The sequence below is a fragment of the Kitasatospora sp. NPDC094019 genome (genome assembly GCF_044764505.1).
In the GTDB taxonomy this organism is placed as follows: Bacteria; Actinomycetota; Actinomycetes; order Streptomycetales; family Streptomycetaceae; genus Kitasatospora.
In genome coordinates, this window is record NZ_JBIWIF010000030.1 from 1 (window position 1) to 18817 (window position 18817).

Here is an 18817-nt window from a genome sequence, read left to right on the forward strand (position 1 = left end):
GTGCTACTGAGTAGCGGGGACAGGATTTGAACCTGCGACCTCTGGGTTATGAGCCCAGCGAGCTACCGAGCTGCTCCACCCCGCGTCGGTGAACACGACCTTACGGCACACGGTCGGCCGAAAGCCAATCGGTTGTTCCCGGACGGTCCGCCCGAGGCCGGGCGTGAACGGTTGCGGGCCGGGGCGGCCACGGGGCGCCGAACCGCGTCGGCCCCGTCACCCGCGGCGGCGTCGGGCCCTCGTGCGTCACCCCCGGTGGTCGGGTGAAAGATCGCCCCCCGCGCGGCGGAGGGCCGTGAACAACCCTTCCGGGCTCGGAGTATGACGCTGCGTCCGGTGCCGTGAGCGGCGGGTTTGCGGGTGGGTGCGGTGTCGTGATTGGCTGCCGCCACCCACCCGCAGGCCCGCCCGGGGTGACTTGGCCCCGGGCTCCGCCGTGAACGCCGCCGACCTCGGCCTTCACGGTGGCCGAGGACCTGCCGGTTGCCGTCCGCGCGGTGCCGAGAGGCTCCGCCGACGGGCGTGCACCCCGCGCGCGGTGGAGGGACGGGCGGCGCTCGTCCACCTGCGCGCGGGTTCGACCGGCGGGCCGAGTGGGGCGGGCGGGTCCGCGCCGACCGCCCCGCTCGGTGCGAACTTCGAGGCGGACGCCGGGGGTGTTCCCCCGATTGTCCGGTCCGGCCGGGGTGATCACACGATGATCACCTCCCCGCCGATGCTCCGACGCCCGCCGTACCGCGGGGTCCGGTCCAATCTCCCTCCGTGCACCGCCGCTGTGCCCGCCCGCCCCGGGCCGCTCGTCCGCCGGCGCCCGGCAGCGGCGTGCCGTCGGCCCGGTCGTACCGTTCCCCGATGCGGTACGCCCGGGCCGCTCCCGTTCCGGCGCCTCTTCGCGGCTCCCGTCCGAGGCCGTCGATCCCGCTCGGACCTCAAGCCGTCCGGGGAGTTCGTGGACGATGGGGAGGTGTTGTGAATCCGTGGTGATCGGCCGTTGATCGGCCGTAGAGCCGGGCCGTGGACGATCGGCGGCAGGGGAAAGCCGGTCCGACGGTCACCACCGTCCGGCGCCGCCCTCGGGCCCGCCCGACGGGGGGCCACGGGCCCCTGGTCCCCGGTACTTGGCCAACCCACGGAAGGCGGACGGAGCATGGACGGCGGTCACACCCTGCAGTCGACGGCGGGCTTCGGCGAGCTGCTCAGGATCCGGCGCGAGCGCATCGGCCTCACCCAGCAGGTGCTCGCCGACCACGCGACACTGAGCGTCCGGGCGATCCGCGACATGGAGAGCGGACGGGTCCTGCGCCCCCGGCAGGAGACGGTCCGGCTGCTCGCCGACGCGCTGCGGCTGGAGGGCCGCAGCCGCTCGGTGTTCGAGGCGGCCGCGCGCCGCCAGGCACTCGCCGAGGAGCCTCGCGACGAGCCGACCGCGCCGCCGGTCGCCCGGGGCGCGATCGTCGGCCGCGAGCCCGAGATCGACGTCCTGACCGAGGCCCTCGCCGTGCACGGGGACCGGCTGGTGACGGTGGCCGGCCTCGGCGGGGTCGGCAAGACCAGGCTGGTGCTGGAGGTGGCCCGCCGACTGCACCTGACCGCCCGCTGGTCGGTGCGCTGGATCGACTGGGCCCGCCAGCCCGGGATGGGCCCCGAGCGCCGGGCCGACCTGGTCGGGGCGATCGGGTCCCGTCCCACCCTGCTGGTCCTGGACGGCGCCGACGCCGGGGTGGAGACCGCCCTGCTGGACGAGCTGTTCCAGCGCTGCCCCGGCCTCAGCGTGCTGATCACCGCCCGGGTCCCGCAGCCGTTGCCCGGCGGGCAGGTGGTCCCGCTCGCCCCGCTGCCCACCCCCGGTCCCGAGCTCGACCACGACCCGGCCGCGCTGGCCGAGGTGGGCGCCGTCCGGCTGCTGCTGTCGCACCTGCGGCGGCTGCGCCCCGGGTACCGGCTGGAGCCGGAGGAGGCGCCGGCGGTCGCCGCGCTCTGCCGGCAGCTGGACGGCCTGCCCGGCGCGCTGGAGCTGGCCGCCGGCTGGTCGACGGTGCTCTCGCCGCGCCAGCTGGTGGCACGGATGGCGGACGGGCCGTTCCACCTGGGGCCGCCGCCGGCCGGCTTCGGCGGGCGCGGAGGCGTCGGCGAGGCGCTGGACGCGGCGATGGACCGGCTGACGCTGGGGGAGCGCGACCTGCTGGAGCGGCTGGCGGCCGAGCCGGGGGACTGGTCCGGGGAGGACGCCGTCGAGCTGAGCGGACGGCCGCCGCAGGAGTCGCTGGCCGCCGTGCACCACCTGCTGGCCAGCGGGCTGATCCGCAGCGTGCCGGCCCGGGACGGCGTCCGGTTCACCGTGCTGAACCTCTGCCGCCGGTTGTTCGGCGGCGCCGGGGCGTACCCGTTGCTGGCCGCGGCGGGCTGAACCGCGGCGGGCTGAACCGCCGAGGACTGGAACGCCGAGGACTGAACCGCCGGGGACTGAAACGCCGAGGGCCGGGCCGCCGAGGGCCGGGCCACCGGAAGCCGGGCCGCCGCCGGGTCCCGATACTGCCCGTCACTTGCCGGGCGAGCTGCCGGTCCGGCCGCCGGAACCTCCCTAGCGTTCTGCCCAGGCCGGGCGAACCGGCCACCGGCGCCGCCGGCCGGGACTCCCCACCACCCACCGACTACAGAGGGTTTGCGCCGTGAACCAGTTGGAGCCGCAGCGCGGAAAGGCCGAACCGGCCGGTCTGGACGTCGTCGTGTCGACGATGTCCTCGGACTCGCACACCTGGAACCTGGTCTTCCTCCAGCTGCTGCTGGAGGAGCTCGGCCACCGGGTCACCAACCTGGGTGCCTGCGTGCCGGACGAGCTGCTGGTCTCCGAGTGCCGCCGGATCCGGCCCGACCTGATCGTGCTGAGCAGTGTCAACGGGCACGGCTACCACGACGGCCTGCGGGTGGTCGCGGCGCTGCGGGCCTGCCCCGAGCTGGCCGCCACCCCGACGGTGATCGGCGGCAAGCTCGGCATCGCCGGCTCCGGCGATCCGGACCGGCAGCGGTCGCTGCTCGCGGCCGGGTACGACGGGGTGTTCGAGGAGGGCCGCTCGGTCGCCGACTTCCGTTCCTTCGTCGGCTCGCTGCCCGCCGACGGCGACCGGGTGCGGGTCCCGGCCGGTCCGGCCGCCGCCAGATCCCTGCCCGCCGCCACCGCCTCTGGGGCACGGCGGTGAACGCCCTCGCCGCCTCCCCGCGCGGGGACGCCCCCGCCGCCCCCGGCTTCGGTGCCTTCGTCGCCCGCGCCCGGGCCGCCGGGACCCTGGTGGTCCAGCCCCGGATGGGCATGGCCGACCCGCTGCGGATGCGCGACGGCCTGCTCGCCACCCGGAGCGCCGCCGCCACCACGGTCGGCACCATCACCCTGGACAGCTACACCCGCACCGGGGACCTCGCCGCCGCCCGGGGCGCCCTCGCCGAGGGCGTCGGCCTCAACGGGTACCCGATCGCCAGCCACCCGGTCGACGTCACCCGGGCGGTGCTGCGCGGGATCGCCGACGCGCGCTTCCCGGTGCAGGTCCGGCACGGTTCGGCGATGCCCGAGCACATCGTCCGGGCCCTGATCGCGGTCGGTCTGGACGCCACCGAGGGCGGGCCCGTCTCCTACTGCCTGCCGTACAGCCGCACCCCGCTCAGCGAGGCGGTCGCCTGCTGGCGGCGCAGCTGCGAACTCCTGGCCTCTCTGCGGGAGTTCGGCGCCGAGCCGCATCTGGAGACCTTCGGCGGCTGCCTGATGGGGCAGCTCTGCCCACCCAGCCTGCTGATCGCGATCAGTGTGCTGGAGGCGATGTTCTTCCGTCAGCACGGCCTGCGCAGCGTCTCGCTCAGCTACGCCCAGCAGCCCGAGCCGAGGCACGACGAGGAGGCCGTCACCGTCCTGGGCCGGCTCGCCGACGAGCTGCTGCCCGACGTCGAGCGGCACATCGTGCTCTACGCCTACATGGGCGTCTTCCCCCGCACCCCCGGCGGGGCCCGGTTGCTGCTGGAGGACGCGGCCCGGCTGGCGGTGCGGACCGGCGCCGCCCGGTTGATCGTGAAGACGACGGCCGAGGCGCACCGGATCCCGACCGTCGGCGAGAACGTGACGGCGCTGGAGACGGCCGCCGCCGCGGCCGCCGCCGAGCGCCTGCGCCCGCCGCTCACCTCCGTCCCGGACACCGGTGTCGAGGCGGAGGCGCGGGCGCTGATCGGGGCGGTGCTGGAGCTGGACACCGACATCGGCCGGGCCCTGGTCCGCGCCTTCGCGGCCGGCTACCTGGACGTCCCCTACTGCCTGCACCCCGACAACGCCGGGCGGGCCCGCAGCTCGCTCGGGCCGGACGGGCGGCTCCAGTGGTCGAACGTCGGCTCGATGCCGATCGCCGGTCTGTCCGGCGGCCCGCGCCCGCCGATCCTCGGCTCCGCCGACCTGCTCGGCGCGCTCTCCTACGTCCAGTGGAGCTACGACAGCCGCGCCGCCGAAGCCCGTGAGCTCGACCGAACATCCGCCGAGCTCGACCGAACATCCGCCGCACCACGAGAGTTGGGACACACCACGCCATGACCACCGACGGGCCCACCCCCGCGACCGGCGCCGCGACACTTCCCGAGCCGGGCCGCCACCTGACCTCCGCGACCACCCGGGCCGCCCTGCGGATCCAGCACCAGCTGCTTTTCGCGGCCCGCGAGTTCCTGCGCGGCCGGGGCTTCACCGAACTCCTCCCGCCGATCATCGGCCCGGTCACCGATCCCGGCTCGCGCGGCTCGAAGCAGGTCGACATCGACTTCTACGGCCACCGCTACAAGCTGATGACCAGCGCGATCCTCTACAAGCAGGCGTCGCTGCTGGCCTTTGACAAGATCTTCTGCATCGCCCCGAACGTCCGGCTGGAGCCGCTGGAGACCGCCGGGACCAACCGCCACCTGGCCGAGTTCCACCAGCTGGACGTGGAGGTGGCGGGCGCCACCCGGGACGACGTGGTCCAGCTGGTGGAGGAGCTGGTGGCGCACATCGTCGCCAGCGCGGTCCGCGAGCTGCCCAAGGAGTTCGCCGAACTCGGCCGCGACACCGACGCGTTCGCCGAGCTGCTGAAGGGCTCCTTCGGCCGGATGCGGCACGCCGAGGCGGTGGCGGAGCTCCAGGGCCTCGGTCACCCGCAGAGCCCGGACGCCGAACTCGACTGGGACGGCGAGGCGCTGCTCTCCGCCCGCCGCGACCGGCCGTTCTTCGTCACCGACTACCCGAAGGGCTCGCGCGGCTTCTACGACCGCGAGAACCCGGAGGACCCGGGCCTGCTGCGGAACTTCGACCTGATCGCGGCCGAGGGCTTCGGCGAGCTGTGCAGCGGCAGCCAGCGCACCAACGACTACGCCGAGATCATCACCCGGATGCGCGAGACCGGCGAGAACCCGCAGAAGTACCGCTGGTACCTGGACCTGGTCCGCGAGGGCGTGCCCGCCAGCGCCGGCTTCGGCATCGGCGTGGAGCGGCTGACCCGCTACGTCGCCGGGCTGGACGCGGTCTGGCAGGCCAGCGCCTTCCCGAAGCTGGCGGGGGTGGTGTCGCCGTGAGCGGACGCGACGGGCGGAGCGGGCGGACCGGCCGGAACGGGGCGGGCGCATGAGCGACCTCTCGGCACCCGGCTTCCCGGAGGAGGAGGTCCGGCACCGGGCCAGGGTGGGGACGGCCGCCGCCTTCCCGCCGCCCGGCAGTTACGGGCAGGTGCTGCTCGGCGCCGAGCGGCCACCGGCCGGGCAGGCCGGCCCGGACGCGGGGGACGCGCTCGACGCCCTGCGGATCGTGCCGCCGGTGTTCGTGCCGCAGCGGCTGGCCCGGCTGATCGACCTGGGCCGCGAGCCGGACTACCGCGACGTCGAACTCACCACCGTGATAGGCGGGTTCACCTCCGCGCTGCCGGTGTACGTGTCCGCGACCGGCTCCACCCGGGCGGCCGGCGGCGACCTCGGCCTGGCCCTGGGTCGGCAGGCGGGCGCGCTCGGCCTGCCGATGGTGATCGGCGAGAACGTCGTCCCGGTGAACGGCTACGGGCGGCTCGGCGAGGCCGCCGACCGGGCCCTGCTCGGCCGGCTGCGCGCCTACGTGGAGGAACTCCCGGACGGGCTGGGCGGGGTGGCCGTCCAGCAGTCCACCGAGGACGCCGACGCCGAGGTCTGGAACCTCGTGTACAGCGACCCGGCGGCGCTGCCGCTGCTCGAATCCGGGCGACTGGCCTTCGAGTTGAAGGTCGGCCAGGGCGCCAAGCCGGGCCTCGGCGGGATGACGGTGCTGGAGGCCGCCGACGCCGCGCGGCTCGGTGACCGGTACGGCATCGACCCGGTCTTCGGCGACGACACCCGGGTGCTGCGCGCGAGCACGCCCGGCACGTTCACGGCCGAGATCCTGCGCCAGCAGGTCCGGCTGATGCGCAACAACTTCCCCCGGGCCCGGATCTGGGTGAAGCTGCACCCCGGCCGGGACGTCGCCGAGGCCGCCCTGGTGGCCGCCGAGGCGGGGGCGGACGCCGTCACCGTGGACGGCGCCGAGGGCGGCACCGGCTGGGCGCCGGGCGTGTTCCCGGCCCAGGTCGGGCTGCCGCTGGCGGAGTGCCTGCGTCGGCTGGCCGCCGCCGGGCCGCCGCCCTGCCTGCTGGTCTCGGGGCGGATGTGGGAGGGCGGCCGGGCGGTCAAGAGCCTGGCGCTGGGTGCCCGGGCGGTCGGCCTGGGCCGGGCGGCACTGCTCGCCGCCGCCGAGGACCCGGAGGAAGGGCTGATCCGCTTCGCGGACTGCCTCGCCCTGGAGCTGCGGCTGCTGATCAGCGCGCTCGGGAAGTACACGCCGGCCGCGCTGGAGCGCGCGGACGTCTGGTCCCCGGAATTTCCCCAGTAATTCCCGATCTTTTGTCACCCCCACCTCGCCCCTGTCCGGAGAACAATCGCAGACAGCATTCCCGCGAGCCCGTCGCGGCGCCTCCACGCGCCCCGGCGGGCCGTCTGCTGTGTGCGGCAACTCTGTTTCCGGGAGCGGCAGTTGAAACTGCCGATGGTCTTCCGGGAATTCTGCCGATCGGCCCCGGAAGGCGGTCCTATCGTCGAGACCACTGCCCGCAGCATCGTTGAGTCATCGGGGTTGGATGATGGAATCTAGCGGTTTCCCCTTCATATCCGTCGCGCGCCGGTTCCCGGACCGCCCGGCCGTCCGGCTCGGCGGGCGGACCGTCCGCTACCGGGAGCTGGACGAGCTGAGCGGCGCCCTCGCCGCCCGGATCGCCCCCGGCCGCACGGTCGCCGTCACCGGTCGCGACCGGCTGGACCACCTGGTCGGCCTGCTCGCCGCCCTCCGGGCCGGCGCCACCTACCTGCCGCTGGACCGGGAGGCCCCGGAGGAGCGCAACCGCTGGATCCGCGAGGACGCCGGCGCCACCCTCGCCCTCACCGACGGCGAGCTGAGCGGGGAATCGACCGGCGAACCGACCGGCGACCTGACCGGCGAACCGACCGGCGGGCCCGCGGGTGGGCCGACCGCAGACCTGCCCGACGGGCCGCCCGCCACCGCCGGCTACCTCATCTACACCTCCGGCACCACCGGCCGCCCCAAGGGCGTGCACGTCCCGCTCGCCGCCCTCACCGGCCACCTGGCCGCCGCCGTCGAGCGCTTCGGCCTCACCGCCGAGGACGTGGTGCTGCACCTCGCCCGCCCCACCGTCGACGTCGCGGTCGAGCAGGTCCTCACCACCCTCTCCGCCGGCGCCTGCCTGCTCGTCCCGGAGCGGCAACTGCTCGCCCCCGACGCTCTGCTGGACCTGCTGGACGCCGAGGGCGTCACCGTCGCCAACCTGCCCGCCGGCTACTTCCAGGAAGTCGTCCCGGCCGTGCGCGACCGGGGCCGGGACCGGACGCCCCGCACCCTGCGGCTGATGATCTCCGGCAGCGACCGGCTGCACCCGGACGCCGCCGCCACCTGGTGGGACGCCACCGGAGTGCCGCTGCTCAACGCCTACGGCCCGACCGAGACCGTGGTCACCGCCACCACCCACCGGCTGGCCGGTCCCACCGCGCAGGACGCCGGGTCGGTCCCGATCGGCACCGCGCTCGGCGACCGCCGCGCCTATCTGCTGGACGACCGGCTGCGGCCCGTCACCGCCCCCGGCGAGGCCGGCGAGCTCTACCTCGGCGGTCCGCTGCTCGCCTCCGGCTACCGCGGCCGCCCCGGTCAGACTGCCGGCCGCTTCGTCGCCGACCCCTTCGCGCCCGAGCCGGGCGCCCGGATGTACCGCACCGGCGACGTCGTCCGCCGCGCGGCCCCGGACGCCCCGCTGGAGTTCGTCGGCCGTGCCGACCACCAGGTGAAGATCCGCGGCTTCCGGGTCGAGCCCGGTGAGATCGAACAACTCCTGGCCGCCCACCCGGACGTGGCCGGCGCCGTGGTCGTCGCCCACGAGGGCCGGCTCGCCGCCTACGTGACCGGCACGGCGCCGGACCGGGAGGCGCTGCGCGCCCACCTGGCCGAGCGGCTGCCCGAACACATGGTCCCGGCCACCGTCACCGCGCTGGACGCCTTCCCGCTGACCGCCGGCGGCAAGGTCGACCGTGCCGCCCTGCCCGAGCCGCAGGCCGAGCAGCCCGCCGTCGCCCCCGCCGGGCGCCCGCTGCGCACCCCCGCCGAACAGCTGATCGCCGCCGTCTGGGCCGATGTGCTCGGGGTGCCCGAGGTCGGCGCCGAGGACAACTTCTTCCACCTGGGCGGCGATTCGCTCACCGCCGTGCGGGTCGTCGGCCGGGTCTTCGACGCCTTCGGCATGATCTCCCCGTACGCCATCTTCGACGCCCCGACCCTGGCCGGGTTCGCCGCCGCCGTCACCGCCTCCGCCGGCGGCGAGCGCCCGCCGATCACCCGGGAGGGCGCCACCTCGGCGCCGCTGTCCAAGTACCAGCGCGGACTGTGGTTCCTGGAGCAGTGGAACCCGGGCGCGCCGACCTACATCGTGCCCTGGGTGTTCCGCTTCGCCGGCCCGGTCGACCCCGACCGGCTGCGCGGGGCGTTGACGGGCGTGGCGGCCCGGCACGAGGCGCTGCGCACCACCTTCGAACTCACCGAGGACGGCCCCCGGCAGGTGATCCACCCCGCCGTCGAGGTGCCGTTCGCAGTCACCGACACCGAGGCCGGGCGGGTGGACGCGCTGGTCGCCGAGGCCGCGCTCGAACCCTTCGACCTGGAGACCGGCCCGCTGCTGCGCGCCCACCTCTACCGCACCGGCGACACCGCCACCCTGCTGCTGCTCTGCCACCACATCGTGTGGGACGAGGGCTCGCTGCCCGTCCTGGAGGGCGAACTCGCCGCCCTGTACGAGGAGTCGGTTACCGGCCGCCCGGCCGACCTGCCCGAACCGGCGGTCCAGTACGCCGACCACAGCGCCTGGCAGTACCGGGACGCCGAGACCGCCGAACGCCAACTCGCCCACTGGCGCGAGCACCTGGCCGACGCCCCGACCGAGCCGGTGCTGCCGACCGACCACCCCCGCCCCGAGGTCCAGGAGTTCCGCGGCGACTTCCACCGCTTCGCCATGCCGCGCCCGGTCGCCGAGGCCGTCCGCGCGCTGGCCCGCAGCGAGGACGCCACCCCGTTCATGGTGCTGCTGGCGGCCCTCGCGCTGACCCTGCACCGTCGGACCGGGCAGCGCGACCTCGTCCTCGGCTCCCCGGTCAGCGTCCGCGGTGGACGGCCCGAACTGGACGCCCTGGTCGGCTACTTCGTCAATCTGCTGCCGCTGCGGGTGCGGATCGACGAGGGTGCGGACTTCCGCGACCTGGTCCGGCACGTCCGCGAGGTGGCGATCGCCGGCTACCGCCACCAGGAGGCGCCCTTCGACGACATCGCCGCGACCGTCCTGGAGGACCGCCCGGACGACCGGGCCGAGAACCGCAACCCGCTCTGCCAGGTGCTGCTGGAGCTGCACCCGCTGGACTCCCGCCCGCTGGCCGTCGGCGGCATCGAGGTGACCCGGGAGCTGTACTCCAACCCGGTCTCCCGGTTCGACCTGTCGATCTCCGTCGACGACCGGGGCACCGACTTCACCGGCCGGTTCGAGTACGACTCCGACCTGTTCGAGGCCGCCACCATGGCGGAGCTGTGCGACGCCTGGCTCGGCACCCTCGCCACCGTCGTGGAGACGCCCGTGCACGCCCTGGTCGAGGCCCGGGCGGCCACCGCCCCGCAGGCCGTCGCCCTGGTCTCCGGCGAGGAGCGGCTCTCCTACGGCGAGCTGAACACCCGGGCCAACCGGCTGGCGCACCACCTGGCCGAGACCGGAACCGGGCGCGGCGACACCGTCGCCGTCCTGGTCGAACGCGGCCCGGACCTGGTGGTGGCGCTGCTGGCCGCGCTCAAGACCGGCGCCGCCTACACCCTTCTCGACCCGGACTTCCCGGCCGAGCGGCTGGCCGGGGCGGTCGCCGACAGCGCCGCCGCGCTGCTGGTCACCCACCGCCGCGCGAGCCCGCCGTTCCCGGTCGGGCGTCACCTCGACCTGGACGCGCAGGCCGCCGCGATCGCCGCCCGCCCCGGCCACGACCCGGGCGTGCCGGTCGGCGGCGAGGACCTCGCCTGCGTGATGTTCACCTCCGGCTCCACCGGCCGCCCCAAGGGCGTCGCCGTGCCGCACCGCGCGCTCACCACCACCTATCTCGGCCAGGACTACGCCCGCTTCGGCCCCGACGAGGTGTGGCTGCAGTGCTCCCCGGTGTCCTGGGACGCCTTCGCCCTGGAGCTGTACGGCGCGCTGGCCTTCGGCGGGGTGTGCGTGCTCCAGCCCGGTCAGCGGCCCGACCCGCAGGCGATCGCCGAGCTCACCCGACGCCACGGCGTCACCCAGCTCCAGCTGTCCGCCAGCCTGTTCAACTTCCTGCTGGAGGAGTTCCCGGCCACCTACGACGACCTCAAGGTGGCGTTCACGGCCGGTGAGCGGGCCTCGGTCACCCATGTCGGCAAGGCGCTCGACCAGTACCCGGGGCTGGTGGTCGCCAACGGTTACGGCCCGGTCGAGAGCCTCGGTCTGACCACCTGCCACCGCGCCACCGTCGAGGACGCCGCCGGCGCCGCGATCCCGATCGGCCGCCCGCTGCACGGCAAGGCGGTCCACATCCTCGACGAGGGGCTCGAACCCGTCCCCGACGGCACCACCGGCGAGCTGTACGCGGCCGGCGGCGGCCTCGCCCACGGCTACCTCGGCCGCCCGGCGCTGACCGCCGAACGCTTCGTCGCCGCCCCGTTCGGTGCCCCCGGCGAGCGCCTCTACCGCACCGGGGACCTCGGTCACCGGCGGCCGGACGGGCTGCTGGAGATCACCGGCCGGATCGACGACCAGGTGAAGATCCGCGGCTTCCGGGTCGAGCCCGGCGAGATCGAGGACGCGCTGACCCGCCACCCCGCCGTCCGCGAGGCCGCCGTCACCGTGCACGAGCCCGCCCCGGGCGACCACCGGCTCGCCGCCTACGTCACCCTCGACGCCGAGGCCGGTCCGGCCGGTCCGGAGACGCTGCTCGACCACCTGGCCGCCCTGCTGCCCGAGCACATGGTGCCCGCGACCGTCGACGTGCTGGACGCGCTGCCGCTCAACCCCAACGGCAAGGTCGACCGCAAGGCGCTGCCCGCGCCCGCCGAGCGGCGCGCCGAGGCCCCGGCCGACCCGTTCACCCCGGACCCGCTCACCCCCGGCCAGCGGCTGGTGGCCGACGCGGTGCGGGCCGTGCTGGAACTGCCGGGCGACCTCGGCCCGGACGACAACTTCTTCCGGATCGGCGGCAATTCGCTGGCCGCCGTGCGGGTCGCCATGCGGCTCTCGCAGCAGACCGGCACCAAGGTCCCGCCGCACGTGGTGTTCCGCGGCCGGACCGTGGGCGCCATCGCCGAACGGCTGGCCTCGTGATGACGGGCCGCGCCGACACCGCTCGCACCGAAGGGAACGAGGCCGTGCGCCCGTCCGACACCCCCGCCGCACCCGACACCCCCGCCGCACCCGGTGCCGGCACCGCCCCGGGCACCCCCGCCGCACCCGGTGCCGGCACCGCCCCGGGCACCGGCACCGCCCCGGATACCGGCACCGCCCCGGGCACCGGCACCGCCCCGGGCGCCGAAGCCGTCCGCACCGCGCCCGTCTCCGGCCTCCAGCGCGGACTCTGGTTCCTCGACCGCCTCGACCCGGGCGCCGTCACCTACACCACGCCCTGGACGTACGAGGTCACCGGCCCGCTCGATCTCGACCTGCTGGCCCGGGCCCTGGACGCCGTCACCGCCCGGCACGAGGCGCTGCGCACCACCTTCGCCCTGCACCCCGACGGCCCCCGCCAGCACCTCCACCCCGGGCTCGCCGTACCGCTCGCCCGCACCGACCTGCGCGCCCTGCCGGAGGGTGAACGCGACTCCCGCGCCGAGGAGTTGATCGCCGAGCGGGCCGCCGAACCGTTCGACCTCGCGGCCGGTCCGCTGCTGCGCGCCGAGGCGTTCCGGCTGGCCGACGAGCGCACCGTCCTGCTGTTCGTCGTCCACCACATCATCTGGGACGGCTGGTCGGCCGACCTCTTCGAACGTGAACTCACCGACCACTACCGGGCCTTCACCGAGGGCCGGACCCCGGAGGTGCCCGCCCTCGGCGCCCAGTACGCCGACTGGGCCGAGGAGGAGCAGCACACCTCCTACGAGGAGCACCTGGCCTACTGGAAGGACCGCCTGGACGGCGCCCCGACCCTGCTCGACCTGCCCGGCGACCGCCCCCGGCCGGCCGAGCGCGGGGAGCGCGGCGGCACCGAGCACTTCGGCCTCGCCCCCGGCAGCGCCGCCCGGGTCCGGGACCTCGCCGAACAGGAGGGCGTCACCCCCTTCACCGTCCAGCTCGCCGCCTTCGCCCTGCTGCTGAACCGCTGGACCGGCGCCGACGACCTGCTCGTCGGGACCCCGGTCACCACCCGCAACCGTCCCGAACTCGCCGACCTGCTCGGCTACTTCGTCAATCTGCTGCCGCTGCGGATCCGGCTCGCCCCGGACGCGAGCTTCCGCGGCCTGCTGGCCGACATCCAGGACGGCGCCTTCGACGCCTTCGGCTACCTCGACCTGCCCTTCGACCAGCTGGTGGACCACCTCGGCACCGCCCGCACCCCGCAGCACCCGCCGCTGGTCCAGGTGGTGTTCGGCGCCCACAGCGAGGACCACACCCCGCTCGCCCTCGGCCCGGCCACCGCCCGGCGCACCGTCCGCGCCAACGGCACCAGCAAGTTCGACCTCACCTGGTCGGTCTTCGAACCCGTCGGCGAAGGCGGCGGCGAGATGCGCGGCGAGGCCGAGTACAACGGCGACCTCTTCGACCCCGGCACGATCCACCGGCTGGCCGCCGACTACGCGGCGCTGCTTGACGCCGCCCTCGCCGACCCGGACGCCACCGTGCTGAGGCTCACCGCCGCCCCCTCCGCCGGGGCCCGGCCCCGCCCGGCCCGGATCGACGACGGCTACTGCCTGCACCACCTCTTCGAACGGGCCGCCGACGCCCACGGCGACCGCCCGGCCGTCGACGACGGGCGGGAACGCCTCGACTACGCCGAACTCGACCGCCGCGCCAACCGGCTGGCCCACACCCTGATCGATCGCGGCGTCCGCCCCGGCGACCGGGTCGGCCTGCTGCTGGAACGCACCGCCACCGTGCCGGTCGCGATCCTCGCCGTCCTCAAGACGGGTGCCGCCTACGTGCCGGTCGACCTCGTCGCCCCCGCCGACCGGGCCGCCCTCGTCTTCGGCGACACCGCCGTGAGCGCCGTCCTCACCGACCGCCCCGACCGCGCCCCCGACGGCCCCTGGCAGACCCTCGACCTCACCCCCGGCGGCGCCGACGCCACCGAGCTCGCCGCCCGTCCCGACACCCGCCCGCCCGCCGTCGGCCGCCCCGGCGACCTCGCCTACCTGATCTTCACCTCCGGCTCCACCGGCCGGCCCAAGGGCGTCGCCGTCGCCCACGAGCACGTCAGCCGACTGCTGGACTCCGGCCGCGACCACTTCGGCTTCGGCCCGGACACCACCTGGACGCTCTTCCACAGCTACGCCTTCGACTGGACCGTCTGGGAGCTCTGGGGCGCGCTGCTGCACGGCGCCCGGCTGCTCGTCGTGCCCTACCTGACCAGCCGCTCGCCCGAGGAGTTCGCCGAACTCCTCGACACCGAGCGGGTCACCCACCTGTGCCTCACCCCGTCCGCGCTGCGCCAGCTCGAACCGGCCCTGCGCCGCCGCCCCCGCGCCCTCCCCGACCTGCGCTGGATCATGCTCGGCGGCGAGGCGCTCGACCCGGGCGTGGTCCAGCGCTGGCACGAACTCGACCCGCTGCCGCCCGCCCGGCTGTGCAACCTGTACGGCATCACCGAGACCACCGTGCACGTCACCGTTCACGACGTGGCCGAGGGCGGCGCCGGCTTCGAGCGCAGCCTGATCGGCGATCCGATGCCGCACCTGACCGCCGCCGTCCTGGACGACTGGCTGCGGCCCTGCCCGCCCGGCGTGCCCGGAGAGCTGTACATCGGCGGCGGCAGCCTCGCCCACGGCTACTGGGGGCGCCCCGGCCTCACCGCCGGCCGCTTCGTCGCCGACCCGGCCGGACCACCCGGCGCCCGGCTCTACCGCACCGGCGACGTCGCCCGGCGGCTGCCGGACGGCGGCCTCGAATACGTCGGCCGCGCCGACTTCCAGGTCAAGTTGCGCGGCTTCCGGATCGAGCTCGGCGAGATCGAGAACGCCCTCGCCGCCCACCCCGACGTCGACGCCTGCGTGGTCACCGTGCACGAGGACCGGCTCGCCGCCTACGTCACCGGCAGCGCCCCGGCGGACGTCCAGGAGTTCCTCGGCCGCTCCCTGCCCGCCTACATGGTCCCCGCGAGCGTCACGGTCCTGGACGCGCTGCCGCTCACCGTCAACGGCAAGGTCGACCGGGCCGCGCTGCCCGCCCCCGGCCGCGCCGCGCCGACCCGGCCCGGCCGTCACGTCGAGGCCCGCAGCCCGGAGGAGGAACTCTTCGCCGCCGTCTGGACCGAGGTGCTCGGCGTCCCCGGGATCGGCGTCCACGACGACTTCTTCCACCTCGGCGGCGACTCCATCCGGGCCGTCCAGCTCGCCGGCGCCCTGCACGACCGGGGCTGGCAGGTCTCGCTGCGGGACGTCTTCAACGCCCCCACCGTCGCAGCCCTGCTCCCGCTCGCGCGGCCCGTCGAGGCCGACCCCGGCGCCGACCGGCCGTTCGCGCTGATCGACGAGGAGGACCGCGCGGACCTGCCGCCCGGGATCGTCGACGCCTACCCCATGGTGTCCATGCAGCTCTCGATGGTCTTCCACATGGAGGTGGCCGGCGGCACCGACAGCTACCACAACGTCAACTCCTACCGGATCGGCGGCGACCTCGACGAGACCGCGTTCCGCCGCTCGGTCAACGAGGCGATGGCCCGCCACGCCGTGCTGCGCACCGGCCTCGACCTCTCCGGCTACGGCGAACCGCTGCAACTGGTGCACGGCACCCTGCCCGCCCCGGTCGAGTTCGCCGACCTGCGCGGCCGGTCCGGTGCCGAGCAGGACCCGGAGGTCCGCGCCGTCTTCGAGGACCACCGCGACCGGCCGTTCGACCTCGCCGAACCCCCGCTGTTCCGGATCACCGTGCAGCGGCTCGCCGACCGGGCGTTCCAGCTCACCATCTCCGAGCACCACGCGATCCTGGACGGCTGGAGCTTCACCTCCCTGCTCACCGAGATCCTCGAACGGCACACCGCGCTCACCGCCGACCCGGTCTCCGCCCCCGCCCCGCCGCCGCGCACCGCCTTCCGCGACTTCGTCGCCGTCGAACGCGAGGCCACCACCGACCCGGACTCGCTCTCCTACTGGCACCGGCGGCTCGACGGTGCCACCGGCCAGCTCTGGCCCGGCAGCGAGGACGTCCACGAGCTGCCGCGCACCGTGGAACGGGTGCTCCCGGACGCGCCCGGGCAGCTGCGCGCCGTCGCCGACGCGCTCTCCGTCCCGGTCAAGTCCGTCGCGCTCGCCGCCCATCTGTACGCCCTCGCCCGGATCACCGGGCGGCAGCGGGTCACCACCGGGCTGGCGATGAACGGCCGGCTCGAACGGCTCGGCGGCACCGAGGTCTACGGGCTCTTCCTCAACACCGTGCCGCTGGTCGCCGAACCGGGTGAGGACCTCGTGGAGCTGGTGCGGCACGTGCACCGGGAGGAACTCGACATGATGCCGCACCGCCGGGTGCCGTTCGCCCGGCTGGCCCGGATGATGGCCGACACCGCGCTCGACAGCCAGTTCGGCTACCTGCGCTTCCACGCCCTGGGCCGGCTCAGCGCGGCCCGGATCGAGGACGGCCGGATCGGCAGCGAACCCACCTACCGGCACGAGCCCAACAGCTTCGCCTTCGGCGCCTCGTTGATCCAGGACCCGGCCTCGCAACGGGTGCTGCTCGCCGTGGACCACCAGCGGGCGCTGGTGGACGACGCCACGGCGGAGGAGTTCGTCGACACCTTTGCCGGGGCCCTGGCCCGCCTGGCCGGGGAGGTCTGACCGGCCCCTGACGAGGGGTGGCGCCGGTGCCCGACCGCGGGCAGCTGTCCGGTGCCCGGCCCCACCCCTCCGTGCTCCGACGCCGTCCCGTGCCCTGACGTACCCCCATGACTTCGCACCACCGCTGACTGGCTGGACCCTGATCGACTGCCTGGACCGTATTCGGCTTGCTGGACAGATCCTGATCTACCGGACCTGGTCTGATTTGCGACATGCAATCCAACATGCAGGACCTCGTCCAACCTGCTGGACACTGCTCGGCGTGCTGGATCCCGCCCGCCGCGCTCGACCCGCACCGCCGTCCCCGTCCGACCTCATCGAGACCGAGGAGTACCCCGCCATGACCACCTTCGCCGAGCCGACCGCCACCACCCCTGTCGTCGCCGCTCCCGCCGCCCCCGCCGACCTGCTGGCCCGGCTGCGCGCCGCCGTCGCCGCCCACCCGGACCGGCCCGCCGTGCACGCCGCCGACGGCAGCCTCGACTTCGCCGCCCTGGACCGCCGCACCGCCACCCTCGCGGCCGCCCTCCGGGCCGCCGGCGTGCGCCGCGGCGACAAGGTCGGTGTCCACCTCGCCCGCACCCTGGACCTGCCGGTCGCGCTGCTCGCCGTCTGGCGGGCCGGCGCCGCGTACGTCCCGCTCGACCCGGCATACCCGGCCGAGCGGATCTCCTTCATGGCCGCCGACGCCCGGCTCGCCGCCGTGGTCAGCGCCGAGGCGGCCCCGCCCGTCCCGGCCGGCGTCCCGGTGCTCCGTCCCGACACCGCGTCCGACACCGCGTCCGAGGCCGTGTCCGAGGCCGTGTCCGACGCCGCGCCCGACGCCGCGCCCGAAAGCACGGACGCCGTGTCTGCGAGCACGGACGCCGACGCCTTCCTCCCGGACCCCCAGGACTCCGCCTACGTCATCTACACCTCGGGTTCCACCGGCCGCCCCAAGGGCGTCGAGGTGCCGCACGGCGCCGTCGCCGACCTCGCGGCGGGTCTGGAGCAGGCCGGCGCCTACCGGGCCGAGCCGTCCGTCGTCGCCTGGAACGCCAGCGTCTCCTTCGACGCCTCCGTCCAGCAGTGGATCCGGATCTGCCGGGGCGACACCCTGGTGGTCGTCGACGACGCCCGGCGCGCCGACCCGGCCCGGCTGGCCGCGCTGCTCGCCGAGCACGCTGTCACCGACCTCGACCTGACCCCCTCGCACTGGCAGCTGCTGCGCGAGCAGCTGGCCGGTGCCACCGTGCCGCGCCTGTTCATGGGCGGCGAGCCCGTGCCGGGGCGTACCTGGCGCGAGCTGGCGGACGGCGGCGTCGACGCCTTCAACCTGTACGGGCCGACCGAGTGCACGGTCGACGCGATCACCGCCCGGATCACCGGCCCCGGCCCGCACCTGGGCGAGCCGCTGCCCGGCGTCCGGGTCCACCTGCTGGACGAGCGGCTGCGGCCGGTCACCGGCGCCGGGGCGGTCGGCGAGCTGTACCTCGCCGGACCGGGCCTCGCCCACGGGTACGCCGGGCAGCCGGGGCTGACCGCCGGCCGCTTCGTCGCCGACCCGTTCACCGACGCGCCCGGCGCCCGGATGTACCGCACCGGCGACCAGGCCCGCCGCTCCGCCGAGGGCCTGTTGGAGTACGTCGGCCGGGTCGACCGCCAGGTCAAGCTGCGCGGCTTCCGGATCGAGCTCGGCGAGGTCGAGCACGCGCTGGCGGCGCTGGACGGTGTCACGGCCGCCGCGGTGACCGTGCACGAGCCCGCCCCCGGCGACACCCGCCTGGCCGGCTACGTCACCGGGACGGTCGTCGCCGCCGAGCTGCTGGCCGAACTCCGCCGCACCCTGCCCGCGCACCTGGTGCCGGCCGGCGTGACCGTGCTGGAGGCGATGCCGCTCACTCCGAACGGCAAGGTCGACCACCGGGCGCTGCCGGTCCCGGCCGCCGAGCCCGCCGCGGAGCCGGGGGCGGCCGGCGGGGGAGTGGCGGAGCAGGTCGCCGAGGTGTGGCGGACCGTGCTCGGCGTCCCCGAGGTGCTGCCCGCCGACGACTTCCTCTCCCTCGGCGGCCACTCGCTCGCCGCGCTGCGCGTGGTCCACCTGCTGCGCCGGAAGCTGAACGTCGAGCTCCAGCTGCGGCACCTGCTGGACGCCGCGGACCTGGCCGCCTTCACCGAGGCCGTGCGGCGCGCCACCGAGGCCGGACCGGCCGCCGCCCGCCCGGCCCTCACCGCCCGCCGGACGGCCGTCCGATGAGCGCC

8 protein-coding genes and 1 tRNA gene are annotated in these 18817 nt (G+C 75.4%); 8 read left to right on the top strand and 1 reads right to left on the bottom strand.

What is annotated here, in order from left to right; translation table 11 throughout:
• Positions 1-11: 11 nt before the first annotated feature.
• A tRNA-Met gene (locus ACIQ9P_RS37115) sits at positions 12-85 on the bottom strand.
• A 1062-nt stretch (positions 86-1147) separates the two neighbouring features.
• Between ACIQ9P_RS37115 and ACIQ9P_RS37120 the strand changes: the two genes are divergently transcribed.
• The 8 genes from ACIQ9P_RS37120 (at position 1148) to ACIQ9P_RS37155 (ending at position 18812) form a co-directional block, all read left to right on the top strand.
• Positions 1148-2407, top strand: a complete 1260-nt coding sequence (locus ACIQ9P_RS37120; protein ID WP_402366235.1) for a helix-turn-helix domain-containing protein — start codon at positions 1148-1150, stop codon at positions 2405-2407.
• A gap of 262 nt (positions 2408-2669) precedes the next feature.
• Positions 2670-3197 (top strand): cobalamin B12-binding domain-containing protein, encoded by a 528-nt coding sequence (locus ACIQ9P_RS37125; RefSeq protein ID WP_402366238.1) that lies wholly within the window; start codon positions 2670-2672, stop codon positions 3195-3197.
• Entirely contained in the window at positions 3194-4564 is a 1371-nt protein-coding gene (locus ACIQ9P_RS37130) for a methylaspartate mutase (RefSeq protein ID WP_402366241.1), read from the top strand. Before ACIQ9P_RS37125 ends, ACIQ9P_RS37130 begins: the two co-directional genes overlap by 4 nt.
• On the top strand, positions 4561-5571 hold the full coding sequence (locus tag ACIQ9P_RS37135) for an asparagine synthetase A (RefSeq protein WP_402366244.1): 1011 nt from the start codon (positions 4561-4563) through the stop codon (positions 5569-5571). Before ACIQ9P_RS37130 ends, ACIQ9P_RS37135 begins: the two co-directional genes overlap by 4 nt.
• Positions 5572-5620: 49 nt before the next feature.
• A complete protein-coding gene (locus ACIQ9P_RS37140) occupies positions 5621-6886 on the top strand; it encodes a glutamate synthase-related protein (RefSeq protein ID WP_402366247.1) in 1266 nt (421 codons plus the stop codon).
• A 244-nt stretch (positions 6887-7130) separates the two neighbouring features.
• Complete coding sequence (locus ACIQ9P_RS37145) at positions 7131-11921, top strand: amino acid adenylation domain-containing protein (RefSeq protein ID WP_402366250.1); 4791 nt, start codon at positions 7131-7133, stop codon at positions 11919-11921.
• A gap of 44 nt (positions 11922-11965) precedes the next feature.
• Entirely contained in the window at positions 11966-16576 is a 4611-nt protein-coding gene (locus ACIQ9P_RS37150; protein ID WP_402366253.1) for an amino acid adenylation domain-containing protein, read from the top strand.
• A gap of 262 nt (positions 16577-16838) precedes the next feature.
• On the top strand, positions 16839-18812 hold the full coding sequence (locus ACIQ9P_RS37155) for a non-ribosomal peptide synthetase (protein WP_402366256.1): 1974 nt from the start codon (positions 16839-16841) through the stop codon (positions 18810-18812).
• Positions 18813-18817 lie beyond the last annotated feature (5 nt).

Coding starts and splice junctions, on each gene's coding strand:
- ACIQ9P_RS37120 (WP_402366235.1), top strand. CDS start 1,148: ATGGACGGCGGTCACACCCTGCAGTCGACGGCGGGCTTCGGCGAGCTG.
- ACIQ9P_RS37135 (WP_402366244.1), top strand. CDS start 4,561: ATGACCACCGACGGGCCCACCCCCGCGACCGGCGCCGCGACACTTCCC.
- ACIQ9P_RS37140 (WP_402366247.1), top strand. CDS start 5,621: ATGAGCGACCTCTCGGCACCCGGCTTCCCGGAGGAGGAGGTCCGGCAC.
- ACIQ9P_RS37145 (WP_402366250.1), top strand. CDS start 7,131: ATGATGGAATCTAGCGGTTTCCCCTTCATATCCGTCGCGCGCCGGTTC.